General features: G+C 39.7%; 17 protein-coding genes. 9 read left to right on the plus strand and 8 right to left on the minus strand.

Annotated elements, in window-relative coordinates; all coding sequences use genetic code 11:
• Positions 1 to 17: 17 nt before the first annotated feature.
• Positions 18 to 1,610, plus strand: coding sequence for a metallophosphoesterase family protein (locus QOW94_RS06625; RefSeq protein ID WP_283679517.1), 1,593 nt, complete (start codon positions 18 to 20; stop codon positions 1,608 to 1,610).
• 183 nt (positions 1,611 to 1,793) lie between these two features.
• Here QOW94_RS06625 and QOW94_RS06630 read toward each other — a convergent pair whose 3' ends face one another.
• The 5 genes from QOW94_RS06630 to QOW94_RS06650 all read right to left on the minus strand — a co-directional run bounded on the left by QOW94_RS06630 (position 1,794) and on the right by QOW94_RS06650 (position 6,976).
• A complete protein-coding gene (locus QOW94_RS06630; RefSeq protein WP_283679518.1) occupies positions 1,794 to 2,489 on the minus strand; it encodes a uracil-DNA glycosylase family protein in 696 nt (231 codons plus the stop codon).
• A gap of 92 nt (positions 2,490 to 2,581) precedes the next feature.
• Positions 2,582 to 3,547, minus strand: coding sequence for a S66 family peptidase (locus QOW94_RS06635; RefSeq protein ID WP_283679520.1), 966 nt, complete (start codon positions 3,545 to 3,547; stop codon positions 2,582 to 2,584).
• Positions 3,548 to 3,995: 448 nt separating this feature from the next.
• Positions 3,996 to 5,246, minus strand: a complete 1,251-nt coding sequence (locus tag QOW94_RS06640) for an ATP-binding cassette domain-containing protein (RefSeq protein WP_283679522.1) — start codon at positions 5,244 to 5,246, stop codon at positions 3,996 to 3,998.
• A 66-nt stretch (positions 5,247 to 5,312) separates the two neighbouring features.
• Positions 5,313 to 5,726, minus strand: coding sequence for a hypothetical protein (locus QOW94_RS06645; protein WP_283679524.1), 414 nt, complete (start codon positions 5,724 to 5,726; stop codon positions 5,313 to 5,315).
• 284 nt (positions 5,727 to 6,010) lie between these two features.
• Complete coding sequence (locus QOW94_RS06650; protein WP_283679525.1) at positions 6,011 to 6,976, minus strand: TDT family transporter; 966 nt, start codon at positions 6,974 to 6,976, stop codon at positions 6,011 to 6,013.
• Positions 6,977 to 7,090: 114 nt separating this feature from the next.
• On the opposite strand from QOW94_RS06650, the gene QOW94_RS06655 reads away from it, so the two are divergent.
• The 6 genes from QOW94_RS06655 to QOW94_RS06680 all read left to right on the plus strand — a co-directional run bounded on the left by QOW94_RS06655 (position 7,091) and on the right by QOW94_RS06680 (position 15,732).
• Positions 7,091 to 7,909: a LysR family transcriptional regulator gene (locus QOW94_RS06655; protein ID WP_283679527.1), complete on the plus strand. Its 819-nt coding sequence runs from the start codon at positions 7,091 to 7,093 to the stop codon at positions 7,907 to 7,909.
• 153 nt (positions 7,910 to 8,062) lie between these two features.
• Positions 8,063 to 8,647, plus strand: a complete 585-nt coding sequence (locus tag QOW94_RS06660; RefSeq protein WP_283679529.1) for a TetR/AcrR family transcriptional regulator — start codon at positions 8,063 to 8,065, stop codon at positions 8,645 to 8,647.
• A gap of 4 nt (positions 8,648 to 8,651) precedes the next feature.
• Positions 8,652 to 11,339: an MMPL family transporter gene (locus QOW94_RS06665; RefSeq protein WP_283679532.1), complete on the plus strand. Its 2,688-nt coding sequence runs from the start codon at positions 8,652 to 8,654 to the stop codon at positions 11,337 to 11,339.
• A 142-nt stretch (positions 11,340 to 11,481) separates the two neighbouring features.
• On the plus strand, positions 11,482 to 12,243 hold the full coding sequence (locus QOW94_RS06670; protein ID WP_283679533.1) for a flavodoxin family protein: 762 nt from the start codon (positions 11,482 to 11,484) through the stop codon (positions 12,241 to 12,243).
• Positions 12,244 to 12,412: 169 nt separating this feature from the next.
• Positions 12,413 to 14,326 carry a sugar MFS transporter gene (locus QOW94_RS06675; RefSeq protein ID WP_283679534.1) on the plus strand — a complete coding sequence of 638 codons (1,914 nt, stop codon included), beginning with the start codon at positions 12,413 to 12,415 and terminating at the stop codon, positions 14,324 to 14,326.
• 140 nt (positions 14,327 to 14,466) lie between these two features.
• Positions 14,467 to 15,732, plus strand: coding sequence for a threonine/serine exporter family protein (locus QOW94_RS06680; RefSeq protein WP_283679535.1), 1,266 nt, complete (start codon positions 14,467 to 14,469; stop codon positions 15,730 to 15,732).
• Between the two features lie 59 nt (positions 15,733 to 15,791).
• Here the strand turns inward: QOW94_RS06680 and QOW94_RS06685 are convergent, their stop codons facing one another.
• From QOW94_RS06685 to QOW94_RS06695, 3 genes are all read right to left on the minus strand, one after another.
• Entirely contained in the window at positions 15,792 to 16,922 is a 1,131-nt protein-coding gene (locus tag QOW94_RS06685; RefSeq protein WP_283679553.1) for an NADH-dependent flavin oxidoreductase, read from the minus strand.
• A 170-nt stretch (positions 16,923 to 17,092) separates the two neighbouring features.
• Positions 17,093 to 18,055: a beta-galactosidase small subunit gene (locus QOW94_RS06690; protein WP_283679537.1), complete on the minus strand. Its 963-nt coding sequence runs from the start codon at positions 18,053 to 18,055 to the stop codon at positions 17,093 to 17,095.
• Positions 18,036 to 19,928 (minus strand): glycoside hydrolase family 2 TIM barrel-domain containing protein, encoded by a 1,893-nt coding sequence (locus tag QOW94_RS06695; RefSeq protein WP_283679540.1) that lies wholly within the window; start codon positions 19,926 to 19,928, stop codon positions 18,036 to 18,038. Before QOW94_RS06695 ends, QOW94_RS06690 begins: the two co-directional genes overlap by 20 nt.
• Positions 19,929 to 20,073: 145 nt before the next feature.
• Between QOW94_RS06695 and QOW94_RS06700 the strand changes: the two genes are divergently transcribed.
• Positions 20,074 to 20,514 carry an Rrf2 family transcriptional regulator gene (locus QOW94_RS06700; protein WP_283679541.1) on the plus strand — a complete coding sequence of 147 codons (441 nt, stop codon included), beginning with the start codon at positions 20,074 to 20,076 and terminating at the stop codon, positions 20,512 to 20,514.
• Positions 20,515 to 20,757: 243 nt separating this feature from the next.
• Positions 20,758 to 21,867, plus strand: coding sequence for a lactate oxidase (locus tag QOW94_RS06705; protein ID WP_283679542.1), 1,110 nt, complete (start codon positions 20,758 to 20,760; stop codon positions 21,865 to 21,867).
• Positions 21,868 to 22,185: the final 318 nt, after the last annotated feature.

Raw genomic sequence — 22,185 nt, forward strand, 5'->3', positions numbered from 1 at the left:
TGAAATGAGGTGGCAGAATGGTTGATGAAAAACGGGAGTTGAGAAGTTCACTCGATCAGTATATGTTTCCCATGAAACAATCGAGCTGGTTGCTGTTAAAACGGGAAGTATCCGTGTATACTCATCCTGATTTTCAGGAACGTTTTTTAACTGGGACTAAAATCAAAAAGTTAGAGAAGACGTATTACGTTGCTAAGGTGAAGGGCACGAACAATGAATACTTTTGGGCCAAACTAACCGATGGGAACTTTATCCCACTTTACCGGCCAAAAGACTTAAAAAAGGTTCGTAAACTTCCCCGACCAGGAAGGTACGAACGAGTTGGTAACGTAATCGATCAAAATACTGAACAACCGTTTGAAAACATCTGGCCGTATTCCGCAATTACCCGCGGGCTTAAGTTTAACGAAAATGGCAAAAAAACCGGCTTTTTCTTGGCTAATGTCACAACTTGGGAACGGCAAGACCCGCTAAAAGTTGAAGATATGAGTAAGCCATTTGTGCCAACTGATGAGCAAAAATTGGCGTTGGATATTCTGGATAAGCAGGTTCGGGATGGAATGGTCGATGGTGACATTGTTATCACCTATCTGACTGATTCCCACATTGATAGCTATCAAACTCCGGGAACGGCTGCGGTTGTCAACAGCATGCGGCTAATGAGCTACTATGCCAAGAATTACGGGGCTGATTTAGTGGTTCATGGCGGTGACCTTAATGATGGGGTCAAACCTAAGGAAATCTCCGAGCAGGATGTTGAAGTGGGGGTCCAAGCTATCAAGGAAAGTGGCAAACCGTTTATCATTCTGCAGGGAAACCACGATGATAACTCTGGCTATACTCGGGATAATGCTGGCTACCTTCTCGATCAGCTGATAACTAATGAAGAAGCCTGGCAGTTACGCCAAAGTGAATATCTCAATCTTCACGAAAACGCAAACCACGCGGTGTATGGAACATACGAAGTTCCCGATTCCGATATTATGGTGGTTGTACTTGATGGGTTTGATCAACCCGATGTGGTTAAGGATGAGGATGGTCAGGTTCACTTTGGTAGTTTCCGTCACGGGTACACTCACTATAGTGAGGAACAGATCAACTGGTTGAGGGATGAGGTGTTAGGCAAACGAGCGGCTGGCAAACAGCTACTATTTATCAATCATATTGCTCCAAACGGGGTCGATAATTGGGTCAACACAATTGATATGGCCGGCAAGCATCGCTCACAGCGAAGCTACTTAAAGACTCTATTTGAAAACAATACTTCTACCAATAAAGCGGGAATCAATGAGAGTAACCAGATTTTTAAATTAATAAGTGAGTTTGAGCGGGAAACTGGCAATGTCATAGGTTACATTGCGGGGCATACCCATACCGATAACTTTGCGTATAAAAACGGAATCTGGTTTGTGACCCAGACGTCGGCAATTGCTGATCGTGGGGATGGTGCTGAGCGGTTCAGAAACCAGCAACACACCCGACGGAGTTTGGCAGGAATCAACAGTAATGCCTGGACGGTACTTAGAATCAGTCCTAAGAACCGAACGGTTAATCAGTATCGACTAGGATGGAAGAATGATGCGGCCTTTTTGAATGATTGGCGGTATTGATTAATGATGATTGCTTTTAACTAGGTAGAAAAAAGAAAACTGTCATGTTGGTTTTTGATTTTAAATATTAAGGCAGGCTTTCTAATTTTAGGAAGTCTGCTTTTTTGAGTACCTTTACTAATAAAGATTGTTCATATAGAGATTTTAAGTGAAGTATAGATATTCTAAAATGAAAAATCCATTTTATTTTGTCAGTGCTGAAATATACTTTTGCTTATACATCTCCACGTTTTTAGAATTGTACTGAGTAATAAATCTTGGATGTTCTAGTGGAATTATTTCTTTGAAAAAGCCACATGAATCGTTGATTTTAGATAAGAATTTATAATTATCACCGCTACCGATACAGTAACAAACTGATGTGTCGATTCCGAGGTTTAGTTGAGCCTCTAAAAAGGTTTTAATATAAGGTGTCAATAGTTCTCTTAGTTGTGAACTTTCATAAAAGTTGCAGTTTACTTCATGATTGTTTGAATTAGTTCTGCTTATCCCTAATGGAAATACAAAGCTTAGATAAAAGTTTTGATAAAATTTTGGCTTTCCGCCATATTCGGTCATTATTGATTTTAGGAAGGATGATGAAGCTTTACTAATGTGAAAGCCAGCTGGTGAAAGTCCAGTTTCCTTTGCGATATCTTCAGCATCTTCAAATGGAATTTCTGTAATTGCAGTTCCTCTCCTAGCGGGTGAGGAACCAATAATTAATCGGCGTTTCCTGTTATCGTCGTAGTATTTCTTATAAAATATGGAGGATACTTGTTTAACTAGTATTTTATTAACCCCTGAATATGGATTAATCAATGTATAGCCTTTGGGGAGGCCAATTTTGAAGTTAGATAATTTTTCTTGAAAAGATAATACTTCATCTGCAAAGGTCATGATGCCCTCCTAACTAAACTTTCACACTAATTGTTTTAAACTAAATTTTTGCATATTAAAAAATACGTTGTTTTTTATTCACTTGTCGTTACCTAATAAGAAATGGTTTTTTTCGTAGAATCAATTGTAACTTTTTTTCCAATTGGAATTGTAAAGATTGGTTGGGTATGACCAAAATTTACATTATAGATCACAGGAATTTTTTTGAGTATTGGAAATAACTCTAAAACATATAAAAGCTTTTCCTCTGTCATTCCTGTGTCTGGTGGGAATCTTCCAATTAATAATCCTTTAGGGTTATTAGCTATCTGGAGTAATGATGCTAGATTTCTTGAGTATTCATACCAGTCGGATCCATCTGAGAACTCAGTTAGTAATATATTGCCATCTAAATTTGGCTGAAAAGGAGTTCCTTGAAGAAGATAAAACGTGTTTAAATTACCGCCAACGGTTACTCCTTCGGCAATCCCAGGGGTGTATACTTTCCAAGCATTACTTTTTAGATTTGGGGATGCATCAGGATCAAACCAATTATAACTTTCCCAGTATTGAGATGAAGTTAAGGTCACGTGCTCATTTTTCAGAACTTTTTGCCAATAGGTGTCTTGATATTTACCAAGTTCGCCATTCATCTTTAAAGTTGCATATGCCGGCCCATAATATGTAATCAAACCAGTTTTTGAGGTGATGGCGTTGGCTAGGGCTGTAAAGTCTGAAAAGCCAACGATTATTTTTGGGTTTTCTTTTATCAAGTTAAAATCCAAGTAAGGTAGTAATTCGTTAGATGTTGCTCCTCCAATTACTGAAACAATAGCCTTTACATTTTTATCAGCGAAGGCGGCGTGAATATCTTCAACTCTAGATTTAATTGAAGATGAATCGCGAATGTCATTTTCAAGCACATGATCTCCAAAACTCACCTTATAGCCCCAAGACTCTAACTTTTTCTTAGATGATATGTTTGCCATCATACCGCCAACTCTTACTAGAGAGTCACTAGGTGCTATTATTCTAATCTCATCCCCAATAGATAATCTTGGTGGGGTAATAAATTTCATTTAGTTCACCTCTTATGTAATAACTATAATAGTAATACGCCCGATACAAATTTGTTGTTTAATTTTAGGTATAGTGAATGTTTCAAAAAAAGGTAGCGTCAATAACCGGAGTGGTCAAAACAATTAGCTATTTGCGTACTTATCCAGTCTCAAACCCCCTGTCCAAAATTTAACCGAACATAGGCGGTTTGTTTCTGTATGACGCTAAACTATCCAGGTAAATAAAGCTATTTAACTAATCTACAGGTTTGCTTAGCTTAAGAAATTGATTACATGTCTCATTTATAAAATGCTCATCATGATCAATAAGAATTAATGATGTTTGCGATTCTTTGATAAGACTAATTAGCTGTTCACGGGCGCTAATATCTAGATAGTTTGTGGGCTCATCCCAGATTAATAAATCATATCTCTTCATTAACGTGTAAGCTAAGGCGGCTTTTTTAGCTTATCCCATACTCCATTCTGCTGGAGGTGAAAGCAGCCGGCTTCTGGAAACACCTAGTTGGTGCATAATATTCCAGACGATGGTGCGCTCGCTTGAAGGACCGTTTGTAAAGAATGGGTCGTTACGAACAAATAATTCAAAATTTTGAGACATGTAGCCAATGTTGTTTGGTAACGTAACTAATTGGTAACCCTCATAGTCGAGTTTGACTTTATGGAGTAAGAAATTAATAAGAGTAGTTTTCCCAATCCCATTTGGTCCATAAATCGCAAGATGATTATTCTCGTGAAAATCAACATTGATTGGTATGAAGAGGGGGGTGTGGTCTCGCTGAATACAGAAGGATCGTAGACTGAAAAATAGGTTGCTCCCTGTGCTAGTTTTGATGTTGGTACTTAAATGGCTAATTTCCTCAACATCATTTACCAAGCCTTCGCGATCTTGCTGGTCCTTTTCAGCTCGTCTCTTGAATGCTTTGACCCTCTTCATTAACTTCTTGGCAGTTTTCCGACTAGAAGCATCGTTACTTTCTCGTTCTTTCTTCTCAGCCCACCTCTGTTGTTGGTTTGCCCTGCTACTAAGCTTTTTAATTGATTTTCTAAGCTGAGCGTTTTTTTCTATAGCTGTGTGGTCACGGATTTCCTTGCTTGTTTTCCAGTCTTCTATTGATCCACTAATAAGATCAACGCTAGTCTGATTTAAAGACATGACGTGATCCACAAATGAATTGAGAAAGGATTCATCATGACTAACACAGATAAATCCAGATTTGCTACGTAAGTACTGACCGACAATTTTACGACCGCTTATATCAAGATGATTCGTGGGTTCGTCAATTAATGGAAACGCGCCACGAGTAATAAACCCCCGTGCAAGTAACACTCTAGTTTGTTCTCCACCACTAAGTGAGTTAAAGGAGCGCTGGTCAAAAGAGCTATCGATTCCTATCCGATCTAATTCGATTCTTGCTTGCCACGCTTCCCCCCCAGTACTTGTCATCAAATCTATTACGGTTTGAGTGGGGTCTGAGGGGAATTTAGGGAAATAGGTAAATTGGACATTTGTTGTAACAGAATTCTGATTATCTAGCTCTCCAAGTAGAAGCTTAAGAAAGGTTGTTTTCCCACGACCATTTCTGCCAATCAACCCTAGTTTCCAGTTATCATTGATGTCTACAGAAAGGTTTTTGAATATTGCCTTATCCGAGTCTAAGTATTGATACGTTAAATTTTTTACTTGTATAGTTCCCATGAATCCTAGGTCACCTTAATTCTAATTTGCTGTTGTGAAGTGTAAAACGGGTGTTGAATTTTGCTTTTACTCGGTCCTATTTGATTTAATAATCCTAACCAATAAAACAAATGGGCCACATACAATTAAAAATATTCGCAATCCAAGATTAGCCATAAAAATCATTCGATCATTAAATAATTGATAGTCAAAGATGACCAAATCGTATTGTGATCGGCTGTGAGTTCTCCATTTTAGTTTCTTAGCCGATGACTGTTTTGTCCGCATCTTTACCCCTTTTTGAATCAGTGTAGTATCTTGAAATAAGTGTTGGTGTTTAATTATGATTGGTTGAATTACCAGAGAAACTAGTAACCATAAATTAAAACCGTTCAATTGAATGACAATATGATTTTGGGAATTGACGTTAACAAAAATAATGATTAAACCACCAATAATTATTTGGATAATCAATCGGATAATATACTTAGTAGTCGTCATTGGCGAGACCCCTTAATTTTTAAACAATGCATCTGTGATTCAACGTCTGGACTGGTTTGTTATAAATCTAATCATATGAGAACAATTTTAATCTTCGACCATAAAAAGTCAATGCTGTGATTAAGTTTCATAGTTCATTATTTGATGTGGTGGGACATGCTTTTCTCTGCAATTTAAGTCAAAAAAAAGCCCCATAAAAGTTAGATTGATGGCTAACTTTTATGGGGTCTTTTCATGAGGCCGGAACCATGAAAAGCATCTTCGTATGCTTTCTGGTCCACTCCCTAGTGACTTGTCTTCATTGTTTCCTTTTTCATTGAACCCGCAAATTTTTCCGTAAGAAAGATGGTGTACTTTACGAGAACGAAGGCAACCATTGCAGATGCCAGTACCGTTTCCAGGATGACTGCACCGTGAAGGAAACTAGTTAGGCTGGCACTGAAGCTGAATTTTGAAACGAATAAGTTGAGAGCAGTTGCTGAAATTACTAGTGGGAAAGTGAAGGCTGCAAAACTTGGGTAGAATGATAGGCGCACGTACCGAACGATTTTGGCAAGGGTCCCCCAGTAGAGAATCTGAGCCAAGACTACCATTACTAGTGCAAACCAGAAAGTTGGGTGAGTTACCATTGAAAGGTATCCGGTCAAGCAGAGGGATGCTGGGGCAGCCATAATTGTTAGTAAGGGTAATGTTGCTTCAAATGGTAGTTCTCTTCTGAGAAGTCTAACAATTACGATTGGTAATAGGATTGCGTAAAGAACCAGGGCAAGAATTAGTACTGGCATCCCGATAACTGGGATGAATTTAGTAGCAGTAACGGGAATTACGCCAATCCCAATGAAGGTTACGAACCAGCTTGGGTAAACGTGATCTAGTTGAACAGAAGGTTTTAACATATGAATATAGACAAACAAACCAATGATTACAAATTGGAGAATTACCGCTGCGGTCCACCTGGTGGTCGCAATGATTGAACCAAACCATGTCTTAATAAATGTACTAAGAATCATGATTGCCATTGTGTAAGTTGGGGCAACTGACGCGATGATTGGATCGTTGAGGTCGTTCAAGACGTGTTTGAAAGTAAATACAACTTTGCCAGTAACACCCGCAACGATTATCAAACCAATGATGCCACAAATAGTACCAATGGTTGTTAGGTTAAACGCGTTGAGTAAATTACCTAACGATAAGATTCCTAGAGCTAAACCACAGATTGGTAATGGAATTTGTTTGAGTAAAGTTTTCATGATGTTCCTCCCTTATATTCTTTCTTTACTTAGAATTATAAAACAGATATCATAATAAGAAAAATTGATTATTTTTATTTTTAATATAGAGTAAATTTATAACGGAGGAATTTCATGTTTAAATTTTTAGAAACGTTTGTGGTGGTCTATGAGACCCGTAGTTTTTCGTTGGCTGCCCAACAGTTATTTATTACTCAACCGACGGTGTCTAATCAGATCAATCAACTAGAACGCCAATTTCAAATCGTATTATTCGAACGGGAAAACAAACGATTAGTGGTTCCCACCAAAGCAGCTGATATTTTATACAAACGGGCCAATAAAATGCTCAGTGAGTGGCGAGATATTTCAGAAGTGGTTCAGCAAGCTAATGAAGAAAAGCACCACCTTAATTTTGGAGTTTCCCAAACGATTGCCGAAATCTTTTTCGCCAAGATAGGTCAGAAATTCATTGAATCCATGCCTGAAGTTGAATTTAACGTAGCAGTGTCTAATTCGGAAACCGTAATGCGGCAACTGCAAACTAGAAAGATTGATGTTGGTTTAATTGAAAAGCCAATTGTCTTTGAAAATATTGAACGAATTTCGGTTGCCAGTGATCAACTTGATTTAGTTGGCCAAGAAACTGGTATCTGGATTACTAGGGAAGCTGGTTCCGGAATTGAATATTATACCAATGAATACTGGCGCCAGGAAGGCATTACTCCTAAAAAAACAATTCGGGTTAGTAGTATTGGGCTGATTAAACAAATGGTTGCTGCTGGGATGGGGCAAGCGATCTTATCTGAAAAAAGTATTGATGAATCTATTAAACACAAGCGGCTTGATAATCGATTTATTCGTGATTTTTATTTAGTGGTTCAAAAGAGTGACATTAGTAGTAAACTGTATAAGGAAGTAATTGAATTAATAAAAGAGGTAATGGGTGGCTAAAAAGCTGCTCAATAGCCATTAGGGGGCTGCTAGATAATGACAGCCGCCCTATTTTTTTGCTATTGTTTATTTTTAGACGGTTGTAAAAAATTGGACGACGTGGTAGAATTTTGGCTGATAGAAATTTGAAATGGTTTTTGGGGTGGTGAGAAAATGAAGTACGACTTGTCTAAGAAGCCAACTCGGGGAGCAACTAGAACGTTGAAGGCATTTGCTGAAACGATGTTTGTACTGCTAACGGAAAAGGCATTTGAAGATATAAGTGTTAACGAAATATCACAAAGAAGTGAGTTTCCACGGGCAACTTTCTATAATTATTTTGATGATAAGGAAGACCTTTTGAACTACTGTTGGTATGTGTTAAGTAAGGAAATCAAGCTAGAGGACTACGAGTCAATGCCACCAACGGAAATCGTTGATGTCTACTTTGATCGAATTTATAACTTGTTGACCGAGCACCACAAACTTCTCCAGCAAATAATGGAGAATAATAAGCTTGAAGGTATGGCCATTGTTAGTTTTTTAAATTATTTCAAGGTTCAAGCTAGGAAAATCGTAATTCAGTTTTGTGATGAGATGCCACTTGATGTTCCCCCTGAGTTAGTTGCAGATCATTACTGCAACACAATTATGTTGGTTCTCGAGTGGGCGTTTCTACGAGGAAATGAAATTGACTTAAATACTGCCCACCAGTATCTGGATCGATTGATTCACGATGAAAGGAAGAGTGAGGGTTAAAAGAATGAATAAGTTATCAAAGAGATACGGCGCTATTTTGGTTGGATGGATAATTGCAATCGTATTGGCAGTTGTATTTATGCCAAACATTTCGAGTCTGCTAGCCGACAAGGGACAAACCAAGATTCCAGCAACCGCCAAAAGTGAAGTTGCTAAGACGATGGACAAAGATTGGGGTCACGGTATCAGTGATACCCGCCAAGTAGTCGTGGTGTTTAACAACGGAAACCACAAACTTTCCGAATACCAAAAGGAAAACATCGAGGCAACCATTCGGGACCTTAAGCAGAACAAAGCTAAGTATGATATTAAAAAAATCACTGCTCCCGAAGATAGTGCTATGACCGAAAAGCAACTGATTTCTAAGGACAAATCAACTCAGTTGGTTCAACTGAACGTTTCCAAGAAGAAATCAGTACAGGCGATGAATAACCAGCTAAAAGGGTTGGTTAAAACTGCTGGGGTAAAAACTTATGTTACCGGTAGTGATATCCTCAATGATGATTTCCGAGTAGCGACTGAGGAAGGGGTCAAGAAGACAGAAGCAATTGCGATCATCTTTATTCTGATTGTGTTGATTATCGTGTTTGCCTCACCAATTGTTCCGTTGATTTCCCTATTAACGGTGGGAACATCATTTCTGATTTCGCTAAGTATCACGATGAACTTAGCTGATAAGTTTGGACTAACTATTTCTAATTTTACGCAGGTATTTATGGTCGTGGTTCTGTTTGGAATCGGAACGGACTATAACATTCTGCTCTATAACCAGTTTAAAGGCGATTTAAAGGAAGGGATGAGTAGCGAGGAAGCTACTGCCCATTCAATGAAGGTTGCCGGAAAGACAATTCGTCACAGTGGCATTTCTGTTTTGATTGGGTTTGCAGCTTTAGGGCTTGCTAAGTTTTCGATTTACCAGTCAGCATTTGGAGTGGCTATTGGAGTGCTAGTCCTATTGCTAGTGTTGTTGACAATGAATCCGTTTTTTATGGCTACTTTTGGCAAGATGCTGTTTTGGCCAAGTCAAAACAGAGTTAAGACTAGGGAAAGTATAATTTGGCGATTCCTATCCAAACACTCAGCCGCCCACCCAATTATTGCCATTATTATTGCTTTGATTCTGACCGTACCGTTCTTAGCAACTTATAATGGTAATAAGCTGAACTACGATGACACAACGGAGCTTGCTAACAGTTTGCCATCAAAACAAGGGTATCAGGTTATTCAAAACCATTTCTCAAAGGGAATGGCGGAGCCAACTACGGTCTACATTAGAGCTAACCATAAGCTTGATAATGAGGCTGATTTAAAAACAATCGATAACGTTACGAAGCAACTCCAAAAGGAGCCTGGGGTTAAGACGGTCGCTTCTGTTACCCAACCAGGTGGTGAGCAAATCAGTCAGCTTTACGTTAACGATCAATTGAAGATCCTTAATTCAAAGATGAAAACGGTCCAAAAGGGACTGAAAACCATTCGCAAACAAAGTTCGCAAACAAAGTTTGATAAGTCGAGCTTGAAAGCAATTGGAACCAGTGCCAAAACGATTGGTAGCGACTTGCAACAGCTTCAAGCTAAACAAGCATCATCATCTGCTCAGAGCGAGGTTGCCTCAATTCAGTCAGCAATGTCTCAAGCAGGCCATCCGCTGAATGCTACCCAACAGCAAATTATGAGTAGTGCAATGGCTAAGCAGCAGTCACAAATGAGCGAGGTTAGCTCAACTCTACAGACCGTTGCCAGCGAAACGCAAACTATTGGTACCAACACTCAAGTTGTTGGTAATCAACTAAAGACAGTTCAGGCTTCATTAAAGCAAGCCAGTGCTGGACTACTTCAGATTGAGAAGGGAATTAAGGGAGCCTCAGAGTACCTTGCTGGTTTGCAAAAGTCCGCTGCCGCTAATACCTTCTATATTCAGGATAGTGTTTTGAAAAGTGGGACCTTCTCAGGTGCAACTAACGCTTATCTATCTTCAGACAAGAAGATTGCTAAGTTAACTGTAGTTCTAAATACTGATCCAAATTCTAAGCAATCAATGAAACGAGTTGATGAGCTTAATGATCAAGTTAAGGCAGTTATCAAAGGGACATCTCTTAATAAGGCTGAGGTTGCCGTTGGTGGCCAAACCGCTACTATTTCCGACATAAAGGAAACCGCAAACCAAGACTTCCTGAGAACGGCAGTCATTATGTTGATTGGTATCACGGCTGCGTTGATGTTGATGACGATGTCAGTTCTTCAACCGCTTTATATTATTGGCACGTTGGTGGTTTCTTACTTTAGTGCCCTAGCCATCACTAAGTTTATTAGCGCCCAGTTCTTAGGTCATGATTTATTAACGTGGAACACACCGTTCTTCACGTTTGTCATGCTGATTGCATTGGGAGTCGATTATAGTATCTTCTTGATGACTAAGTATCGTGAACTTGGAGTTGCATATGATATTCCAAGTAGGCGATTGACAAAGGCAGCCGCCATCATTGGTACAGTGGTGATTTCTGCCGCCATTATCCTTGGAGGGACATTTGCCGCCTTGATTCCATCCGGTGTTCTAACCTTAATTCAGGTAGCAATTGGCGTTATCGTTGGGTTAGTGTTCTTGGTAATCTTAATTCCAATCGTGGTAAGTAGTTTTATTAGATTGACCTACCCAATTGACGATAAGTTGAAAGATAAAGATTCAGAATAATTAGTTTTATTTGAACCAGGTTTTGTTTTCATGATTTTATGAAAATGAGGCCTGGTTTTTTTAGTGTCGTTTATCAGTTTGTTTTTAGCAATTATTTGGTTACAATTAAAGGTAACACTTGGTTTACTAGGGGGGGAACAGAATGAAGATACTAGGAATTTTAGGTTCGCATCTTGATACTGGGGTGACAGCGATGACGATGAATGAACTAATGAGTCATGTGCAGCAACCCAATACATATGAAGTAGTCTACCTTGAAAACTATGATTTTAAACCAGATATATTCGGCAAGCAGGATCCAGTTTTAGATAAGTTAGAACAGAAGATGCTCGAAAGCGATGTTTGGGTAATCGGTGCCCCAACATACTGGGGAAATCTTGCCGGCCAAATGAAGGACTTTTTTGACTGTATGAGACAACGGCTGGTGCGGTTTGACCATACGGGAGGAACTCATCCTGATCGGTTCAAAGACAAGCACTATCTTAGTTTTACGAATTGTTACACTGGTGAATTTGAAAATTTTGTCACTGGAGTAACGGATCAAACGTTTAGAACCATCGATAAGGTAATGACTGCAGCGGGGGTTATCAAAATAGGCGAGTTTGTGGTTCCAGGAACTTATGGAATGAAGGAGCTCCCTGCTAAGAAGAAACGAATTTGTGAGAAGTACGGGAACAAACTAAATAACGTTAAGAAGAGAGATGACAGTACGATGAAGAGATACATTGAGCTATTTGTAATGATTTGTGTGATGGCGTTGATAACGATGCTGATTCAACTGGGGTTAGGATTATTACCAAAGACTGACTTTTTTACGGTCTACATTTCGTTTGCCCTAATTTTCTTTATTTTGTTAGCATGTATCCTTCACTTTATGACTTTTGTCAAACACAGAAGGCGGTAGTAGCTGGTGTTTGGCATCTAAATGAAAATACGTTACTATAATATAAGTGTTGTTTACAAAATCTTCAGTAAACTTTTAGTAATAAGAAGGCTTTTTGATTGCCTTTTTATATGAAAGCGGTTACTGTAATTGTGTGCAATTATTTATATTATTTTAGGGAGATGTCAGTATGGGGACAAAAACGCATAAGCTGACCTCAAGGCTATCATATACATTTGGTGCCTTTGGTCACGATATGTTTTACGCAACGTTGTCGACGTATTTTATCGTGTTTATCACTTCTCATTTGTTCGACAAAAGTAGTGGTGGAACAAATGCCAAGATGATTGGTTACATAACACTGATTATGACGGCGTTACGAATTGTTGAATTAGTTATCGATCCATTTATTGGTAATACAATCGATAATACGGATACAAAGTGGGGGCACTTTAAACCATGGATCGTCTTTGGTGGGACCCTAGGTTCAATTATCCTAGCGATTCTGTTTACCGATCTTGGTGGTTTGAATACCTCTAATCCTTGGCTTTATTTAATCTTATTTGCCATTTTATATATCACAATGGATATTTTTTATTCGTTCAAGGATATTGGATTTTGGTCAATGATTCCTGCTTTGTCATTTGATTCGACTGAACGGGAAAAGATTGCGACGTTTGCGCGGGTTGGTTCTAATATCGGGCAGAACATTGTCGGGGTTATTGTTATGCCACTGGTTCTGTTCTTCTCGGTTAACTCTAACCATAACCAAGGTGACAAACATGGTTGGTTGATGTTTGCAATTATTATCGCCTTGATTGCTTGGATCTCAGCAATGGTTGTTGCTTTTGGGACGAAGGAAATTGATTCTGAATTACGTCAGAACAAGGAAAAGACGACCTTTAGGGGCGTTATCGGAGTTCTAATCCACAATGATCAGTTGATGTGGTTATCACTAACATACGGAATCTACACCACTGGAATGGCTATTACTAACTCACTTGAGTTGTACTACTTTACGTATATATTAGGAAAACCAACTGAGTTCAGTATTCTTGCCTCTTTGAACGCCGTTATTGGTGTTATTTCAGTTCTGTTGTTCCCTTCTTTGGCAAAGAAGTTCAAGCGGAAAAACGTGTTCTTCTTGGCAATTTCAGTCATGTTTGTGGCATTGCTACTATTCGCATTTTCTGGCAAGTCACTGTTCATGGTTCTCTTCTCAGCCGTATTATTCTACATCCCACAACCACTGATTTTCTTGGTTGTTCTTATGATTCTTACCGACTCAGTTGAGTATGGGCAGTTAAAATTGGGACACCGGGACGAATCATTGACTCTATCAGTTCGACCATTGCTAGATAAGCTTGGTGGAGCCGTATCAAACGGGGTTGTTGGAATCACTGCCGTTATTGCCGGAATGACTGCTGGCGCATCAGCAAGTGACATTACCACCGGTGGTCAAGTATCATTCAAACTAATGATGTTTGGAATTCCAGCCGTTATGTTCTTGATTGCATCACTGATTTTTGCGAAGAAAGTCACTTTGGATGAAAAGGAACATGCTGAAATTGTTGATGAACTTGAAAAGACTTGGGGTCAACATATCGATAGCGATGATTCAGAAACTCCAGCTGCTGTTAATGATGGTAAGGAGATCAGTTATGCTGCGCCAATCGATGGTACCTTGGTTGATTTATCGTCAGTTTCAGACGAGCGGTTTGCATCTGGCCAAATGGGTAAGGGATTTGCAATCAAGCCAACTGATGGTAAAGTATACGCACCATTTGATGCTACGGTTGCTGCTATGTTCCCAACACGGCATGCAATCGGGTTAAAATCTGATGATGGTGTTCAGACCCTTATTCACATTGGTATTAATACCGTTACCATGCATGGAACTGGGTTTACCTCACGGGTTGCTCAGGGTCAGAAAGTTAAGAAGGGCGATGAGCTCCTTGAGTTCTGGGCTCCAGCTATTGAAAAGGCCGGGCTTGATGACACTGTGTTAGTTGTTATTAATAATGCTGATGAATTTAGTAGCATTGATGTTAAGGATAAGACAGAGGTTGTTCACGGTGATGAAGTGATGACCTTGAAGAAGTAATAATGTTGTTAGTTTAAAAAACGGAAACCAGTTGATGAAATTGGTTTCCGCTTTTTGTATTCAGAAATAACTTTAATAATCTAACTGACTGCCGTAAAATTGGATGAAGAATATTCAAATTACGGGGAGGAACAACCGTCATGGAAATTAGCCATTCAAGCGGTATGCCAATTGAAAAACAAGTCTTAGTTGCTGCTGTCTTGGCAATGGGTAAAGGCCTAATCGAATTCGGCTCCGAAGTCAAGCGAGCTGAGGACACGATGAACCGAATTATCAATAATTCTAATTTTCTAACGGCAGATGAAAAGGATGCCACTTATGTGTATGTAACGATTAATTCTATCTTTTTTAGGAATGGTGGCCGTGACGTTGATTTTACCCAGATTATTGATCGGGATTTTAATCTAGACAAGGTAGCAAAACTCAATCAATTATCCCGAGATTATGCGGATCAAAAAGTCACTATCCAAGAGCTACTTACTGAAATCAACCACGTATTGATCGAGAAAACTCCAAAGCAATTTTCTTGGTTAGCCTATAGTCTGCTTAGCGCTAGTATTACTTTGATTCTAAATGGGGACGCCGTTGAATGTGGGTTAGCTGCAATTATTGGTTTGGTGACAAGTCAGTCATATCCGTTTTTTAAGCGGTACTTAAATAATAAATTTTTACCGGAATTTCTGGCTGCTTTTATTGGTGGTTTAATGGCCACGGTTTTCTGCACGGTATTTAAGTATGATCCAACTTTACTATATACTGCAGCAATTATTCCAATGGTTCCAGGAATTGGGCTAACCAACGGAGTCCACGATACATTTGATGATTACTTTATTTCTGGGCCGGTAATGATCCTTGAGAGTCTCACGACTTTAATTTCAATCTCCCTTGGAATCACCTTAGTTCAGGTGTTACCGTTTGGATTACATGCATCCGGAGAAATTAATGTGGTTTCCGTTTCATTTATTGCTCAGATTATCGGTAGTGCAATTTGTTCAGTTTCGTTTGCTTATATTATCAACGTTTCGCGAAGACTATTTGTGCCAGTTAGCATTGCGGGCGCAATTACCTGGTTAGTTTACGTCTGGGTAACCTATTTAGCTCATAGTAGTCTCCTCAATACTTTAATCAGTGTCGGCATGTTGACTTTGATCTCACAGTATTTTGCCAAACGGTATAAAGCCCCGATGACGATTTTCTTTATTCCATCGCTGGTAGCGTTGGTCCCCGGCATCACCATGTTTGTTGGGTTGAGCCAACTTGGAATTGGCCAGTCGACTCTGGCTGTAACCACGTTTGTTGGAGTAATCGCAAACCTATTAGGTTTGACGATTGGTAGTATTGCTGGAGACGAAGTGTATCGCATCTTTTTGCGACTGACTGGAAGATTAAAAGGTAGCAGTAATTAAAAACCGAAACGGGTTCTCCAAATGGATTGCCCGTCTCGGTTTATTTATTGTTATGATAATCATTTGCCAGTTAGTGGAACTCCCTTAGGACCGCCTGATACCATTTCAATCATTTCTAGGAAGCTAGGTTGAATGTTTAGCTCATCTAGCTCGTTGACATTGATTGAATACCGAATTGAGCCTTCGTTACCAGATGCGACTTTTGACACCCATTTTGGTTCGCGAATCATTTCGTGGCCAATTGCTAGTAAGTCGTAATCATCAGCGGCTTTTTTGACTTGATCTGGGGTGGAAAGTGAACCAACGACAATAATTGGAAACGCACCGTCAACCCGGTCCTTGATGAGCTCGTTAACAATCCGGTCATCCTGTTTGTCACGAATTGAAGTCCGCCAAACGTTGCTTTGAGAAACGTGCAGATAATCTAAAGGTTTCTGTTTGAGGGCATCAACTAACTGCATCGTATCGTCGAGGGTGATTCCTGGTTCCTCTAATTCTTCTGGTGACAAACGATAGCCGACAATAAATGGTTCACTGGCGTATTTATCAACGGCAGCTTGGACCTTATCGATAACCGCCATTGGAAACCGCAATCGGTTTTCGATTGAACCACCCCAGTCATCAGTTCTTCTGTTTGAGTGAGGTGAGAAGAATTGTTGGATGAGATAGGTATTGGCACCGTGGATTTCAACTCCGTCAAAGCCAGCTTCAATTGCTCTTCTGGTTGCTTCACCAAAATCATTGATGGTTTGAATGATTTCCATTTCGGTTAAAGCTCTTGGGGTTTCAGCTCCCATTCTAAGCGGAGCAACCGCACTAGCACTGACAGGTTCCTTACCACGTAAAATTGAACTTGCGGACATTCTTCCCGCGCTAAATATTTGGATGATGGCCTTTGAACCACCAGTTTTCATTGTTGCAGCTAATTCTGATAATCTTGGGATGAACTTATCGTCATCAATGCTAAGTTCTCCTTCGAATCCCTTACCAAGGGGGTTAACGTTAGCGACTGCACTGATAAACATACCAGCCTGACCAGCGCATTGTTGGTAGTATGCCAGTTCGTCACGAGAAACGGTACCGTCTTCCATTGCCATTCTTTCGGTCATTGGGGGAATAACGATACGGTTTTTAAGGGTAATTCCCTTTCTTTCAAGTGTAAATGGATTTAAAAAGTTATATCTTGCTATGTTGATTGTCCTTTCGGTACCAAATTTATGCTTACTAATTGTGCATCCATTTGGAATGTTAGTCAAACTGAATAAAAAAAGAGCGTGGTTGGGAAGATGAAAGTATATCCTGATACTCCCATTCCCAGACACGCTACATTTTTCAGTTTTTTGTGAATAGTTTCCGGAAATTATTCAATTGGTACTACTTTAAAGTCAAAATGGATATTCTTCTCAGCAGAGATATGGTACTTATCCTCCACATCAGCTCCCCAACTATCAATTCCGCCAACACCACGAACAGCTCCAAACACACTTAATACCGTTCTTCTTGCTGGTGGCAATTCTTCAATGTGAGTAGCGTTTTCGAGCTCCTCCGCTGTGTATGGCAAGCAACTAAAGGCGAATGGTTTGTCGTTAGCTTTGAAGGTTAATTTGAACTCATTATCATCAGGATCAGCGTTATTCTGCGTTGAGTTTCTGGTAATTGTTACCTCGTTAGTATTCATGTGCATACCACAGTCCTGGGGCACCATATAAGGAGTAACTGGCAATCCAGTCACGTGATAAACGCCTGGGATACCGCCATCTATCCGATCAGGGTAGGTTTCGCCAGATAGCCCATCATAGTCAAATGATTTTGCGGCTGTTGGCATGATGAAACGCAAGCCAAATACTGGTAGTTCTGGCAGGCCATTTTGGCCATTGTAATCAACGGCTATGGTTATCTCGCCCTTTGAATTAACGGTATAGCTAACACTAGTGGTTGTTGTGGGGATGGTGTTAGTTTCAAACTGGTAACTGATGGTAACCTGGTTTGCGGTTTCTGAATCTGAGTACTTATTATTTTCTGGGGCAATTGGTTTGGTGATTTGTTGGCCATCGACTGAAACTGAAAAATCAGTTAGTTTGATGAACATATCGGTTCCTAGCCACATTGCCGATTTTTCGCTAAAGTGGTTACCACGATCATTATCTGTAGTGGCTCGCCAGAAGGTTGGTTTAGGTGCTCGGTATATCCATTCTTTGCCATCGATAAGCAATGATTCGATACCGCCCTTTTCGTAGCTGAAAATGTATGAGAAGTGGTCACCCTTGGCGCCAAGACTACCGTCGCCAAAAACGAGGTTCAACTTAGTCTGAGTATTTTCCATAGTAGTATTTAACCTCCTGCATTGCTGGTTTTTCAGTTCGGTCGGCAAACATGATTCCATCACCTGAGAACTCGTAGTCTGAATGCCGTTCATCAAAGTCACCACCGTAACGGATAACTTGGTTTCCGGTTACCGGGTCAGTTACTTGAATGGCTTGGTCGATGTAGTCCCAAATGAACCCACCGCTGTAACCCTGATACTTATCGTATAGCTGCATGTAGCTGTTTAAACCGCCCATTGAATTGCCCATGTCATGCATAAACTCACAGCTGAGAAATGGTTTCTTAGGATTGTTCTCCAGGTAATTAGCTACGTCCTTTGGTGGGAAGTACATCATACTTTCAACGTCGGAGATAGTGTCCTCGTACTTTCTATTGCGACAAACTCCTTCGTAATGGGTCAGTCGGTATGGATCCTGCTCTTTATAATAGTCATTCATGGCCTTGATATCGTCACCTGCGTATGACTCGTTTCCAAGTGACCAGAAGAGGATACTGGTGTGGTTTTTAAATGTTTCATAGTTATTCTTAGCTCGGTCAAGAACGGCTCCTAACCAGTGTTTAGACGATCCGGGAACGTTGTACGATGGTTCGACAGCTCCCATTTTTTGCCAAGAACCGTGAGATTCAAGGTTGTTTTCTGCCATCATGTAGATTCCGTTTTGGTCACATAGATAATACCAAGAAATCTGGTCTGGGTAGTGACATGTTCTGACGGCGTTAATATTATTCTTTTTGAACGTTTTAATGTCAGCAAGCATGTCCGCCATTGTAATTGCTCGGCCATTAGTTGCACTCCACTCGTGACGGTTAACTCCATTTAAGCGGAGCCGTTCGTTATTAAGAAGGATAACTTTATCTTTAACTTCAATCTTTCTGAATCCAAACTGGTACGGAACCATCTCAATTAGATTATCATCATTAGTTAAAACTGTAATCATTAAATTATATAGGTAATGGCCCTTGTGGTTCCAAGGATGGATATTTTTAAGGTTATTAAATTCGAATTCATTGGTTGTGGCTAAAGTAGCTGAATCTTCTGCAATTCGCCGACCATTAGATGAAATCACGGATAATTCGATCGTTGCCGCATTTTCTGGCAAATCGGAAACTTTAGTTATCACTTTTAGGTTTCCAGTTGTCAAATCATCACTAAGGGTTGGAATAATATGAAGGTCTTCAATGTGGCCCTTTGGTTTGGCAACGAGAGAGACATTTCGGAAGATACCGGAGAACCTAAACATATCTTGGTCTTCGAGAAAGGACGCGGTACTGTGTTTGAAAACCTCTACGGCCAATTTGTTTGTTCCGTCAACTAAGTATGGAGTAAGGTCATATTCAGAAGGAGTGAAGCTATCTTCACAGTAACCAAGAAAGTGGCCGTTTAGCCAGAGGAACATCGCCCGTTCAACGCCTTCAAACCGAACGACAATCTGATTTCCCTTTAGTTCAGGATCGACTTCGAATTCCCTGATATATGCACCAACTGTATTATCGGGAGCAGTACTAAACATACCGTGTTGGGGATTAGATTCGTCAGGAACATAGGCGGGTCGGCGATACTGGCGACCTTCCCACGGATATAGGGTGTTAATATATTGAATCTGGCCGTAATTATTCAATTCAATATGTGAAGGTACTTTGATGGTATCAAAATCAGAATAGTCATAGTCAGACTTGAAAAAGCCTACCGGTCGTTTGCTTGGGTCTTTCGCAAACTTAAATCTCCAGTTGCCGTTTAAACTTTGAACAAATTTTGATCTGCCATTCTGAAAATCTGTGTAATTACGATAGAAATGATGATCACTATGGGCCGGAATTACCCCGACTCTAAAGGTTTCTGGATCATCAAGCCACTCAATTGATGGTTTCATATTTCTAGCCTCCTAAGCTTTGCTATCTTCAATGTTACTATACCTGTAACCGCTGTCAATTAAACGATATACTGGTTTACAACCTTAGATTGCATTTTTTAGGACTTGTATTATAATAAGTAACAGATTAAACGGAGGCGTTTTTATGGCAAATACAAAACTAAGCGATGCAACGCATATCTTGGCGTACATTGCGATAAATGAAAATAAGACTGAAATAAAGAGTACGACAATTGCCGAAAGCATTAACACATCGCCAAGCCTCGTTCGGAGAATGATGAGTAGTTTAAAAAAGGCGGGATTACTTAATGCCATTCCGGGAGCAGCAACGCCATCACTTGCAAAGGATCCAAAGGATATTAGTTTGTTAGATGTTTACTTTGCGGTCTCGGGTGACCAAGAATTACTTAACGTCGATGAACACACTAACGCTAACTGTCCGGTTGGTTCAATAATTCCAGAAGTGTTAGTTCATTACTATGAGGAGATTCAGAATACTGCAGAAGCCAAAATGGCGAAAATCAACCTGCAGGAAATAATTGACGATGTTTCGGTTCAGCAGGCAAAACAAGCAATTATAAAATAGTTAAGCGGATTAGCTCAGCCTTGTGGTTGGGCTTTTTTTGTTGAAATTAAAAAAATAATTCCACTTATTTTTAATAAGTGTTGACAACTTTGGAAAGTTGAACTATCTTATACATGTGCTTAAAAAAGTAACAGGAGATGGCGAGCATGGAATTACATATGGAAATCCGGGTCTGTTGATTCATTTTAGCAATGATGTTGCCCGATAAAAACTTATAAAACAATATTAGAGGAGATAATAACTATGACTGTAGTAAATGGATACGAACAAAGTGATCGCGAAGAAAAATTAAACATCTTGAACTTGCCTTCATTGGAAGCAGAAGCAAAGAAGATCATCCCAACTGGTGGTTTTGGTTACATCGTTGGTGGTTCTGAAGATGAGTGGACGTTGCAGGAAAACACTAAGGCATTTAACCATGCTCAAATCGTTCCTCGAGCTCTAACAGATATGGAAAATCCTTCAACGGAAACTGATGTTTTTGGTTTGCATTTGAAGACACCAATCATGATGGCCCCAACTGCAGCTCAAGGTTTGGCTCATTCGCGTGGTGAAGCTGCAACTGCTGAGGGTGTTGCCAAAGTTGGTGGTTTGATGGCTCAAAGTACCTACTCATCAACATCAATTACTGAAACAGCAGCTGCTGGAAACGGTGCACCTCAATTCTTCCAACTTTACATGAGTAAGGATTGGGACTTTAACGAAAGCCTTCTTGATGAAGCCGTTAAAGCTGGAGTAAAGGCAATTATTTTAACTGTTGATGCAACTGTTGATGGTTACCGTGAAGAGGATATTATCAATAACTTCCAGTTCCCAATTCCAATGGCTAACTTAACTAAGTTCTCAGAAGGCGATGGTAAGGGCAAAGGAATTGAAGAAATTTATGCTTCAGCTGCCCAAAAGATCAGCCCAGATGATGTTCGTAGAATTGCTGATTACACAAAGTTACCAGTTATCGTTAAGGGAATTCAAACCCCTGAGGATGCATTGTTAGCTATCGGAGCTGGTGCAAGCGGAATCTACGTTTCAAATCATGGTGGTCGTCAATTGAATGGTGGCCCCGCAGCATTTGATACTTTGGCTGATATTGCTAAGGCTGTTGATCACCGCGTTCCAGTTATCTTTGATAGTGGTGTTCGTCGTGGTTCACATGTATTTAAGGCTCTAGCTAGTGGAGCTGACCTTGTTGCTATGGGTCGTCCAGTAATTTATGGCTTGGCTCTTGGTGGTGCTCAAGGAGTTCAATCAGTATTTGAGGCTCTTAACCACGAATTGTTGATCGATATGCAACTTGCTGGTACTAAAGATATTGAAGCTGTAAAGAAGGCAAAGTTGACTCACATTAATTACTAATAGGAACCTGTAATAACCTATCTAATCTGAATTTTATAATCTACTACAATTGAAAACGGGTGAGACGTAAGTCTTGCCCGTTTTTCATATTTATATGGAAAGTAAGCTGATGTTGAGACATTTGTTTGTGATAAATTTTTTGTTTAGTTACTGATAGAATCAAGATTCGAGTATAAACCTAGGTACCTATTTTTACTTTTTAACAATCACTTTTACTTTTGAATTATTTTGAATTTTGGAGGTTATTAATGGAAAGAATTTAGCTTTTAGCTCCAAAATATTGGGTAAAAGAGGACCAAAAAGCTTTAAAATGGGCAA

It is taken from the genome of Lentilactobacillus sp. Marseille-Q4993 (genome assembly GCF_951230165.1).
Lineage (GTDB): Bacteria > Bacillota > Bacilli > Lactobacillales > Lactobacillaceae > Lentilactobacillus.

Coding starts and splice junctions, on each gene's coding strand:
- QOW94_RS06625 (WP_283679517.1), top strand. CDS start 18: ATGGTTGATGAAAAACGGGAGTTGAGAAGTTCACTCGATCAGTATATG.
- QOW94_RS06630 (WP_283679518.1), bottom strand. CDS start 2,489: ATGACCTTTGCAGATGAAGTATTATCTTTTCAAGAAAAATTATCTAAC.
- QOW94_RS06635 (WP_283679520.1), bottom strand. CDS start 3,547: ATGAAATTTATTACCCCACCAAGATTATCTATTGGGGATGAGATTAGA.
- QOW94_RS06640 (WP_283679522.1), bottom strand. CDS start 5,246: ATGGGAACTATACAAGTAAAAAATTTAACGTATCAATACTTAGACTCG.
- QOW94_RS06645 (WP_283679524.1), bottom strand. CDS start 5,726: ATGACGACTACTAAGTATATTATCCGATTGATTATCCAAATAATTATT.
- QOW94_RS06650 (WP_283679525.1), bottom strand. CDS start 6,976: ATGAAAACTTTACTCAAACAAATTCCATTACCAATCTGTGGTTTAGCT.
- QOW94_RS06655 (WP_283679527.1), top strand. CDS start 7,091: ATGTTTAAATTTTTAGAAACGTTTGTGGTGGTCTATGAGACCCGTAGT.
- QOW94_RS06660 (WP_283679529.1), top strand. CDS start 8,063: ATGAAGTACGACTTGTCTAAGAAGCCAACTCGGGGAGCAACTAGAACG.
- QOW94_RS06665 (WP_283679532.1), top strand. CDS start 8,652: ATGAATAAGTTATCAAAGAGATACGGCGCTATTTTGGTTGGATGGATA.
- QOW94_RS06670 (WP_283679533.1), top strand. CDS start 11,482: ATGAAGATACTAGGAATTTTAGGTTCGCATCTTGATACTGGGGTGACA.
- QOW94_RS06675 (WP_283679534.1), top strand. CDS start 12,413: ATGGGGACAAAAACGCATAAGCTGACCTCAAGGCTATCATATACATTT.
- QOW94_RS06680 (WP_283679535.1), top strand. CDS start 14,467: ATGGAAATTAGCCATTCAAGCGGTATGCCAATTGAAAAACAAGTCTTA.
- QOW94_RS06690 (WP_283679537.1), bottom strand. CDS start 18,055: ATGGAAAATACTCAGACTAAGTTGAACCTCGTTTTTGGCGACGGTAGT.
- QOW94_RS06695 (WP_283679540.1), bottom strand. CDS start 19,928: ATGAAACCATCAATTGAGTGGCTTGATGATCCAGAAACCTTTAGAGTC.
- QOW94_RS06700 (WP_283679541.1), top strand. CDS start 20,074: ATGGCAAATACAAAACTAAGCGATGCAACGCATATCTTGGCGTACATT.
- QOW94_RS06705 (WP_283679542.1), top strand. CDS start 20,758: ATGACTGTAGTAAATGGATACGAACAAAGTGATCGCGAAGAAAAATTA.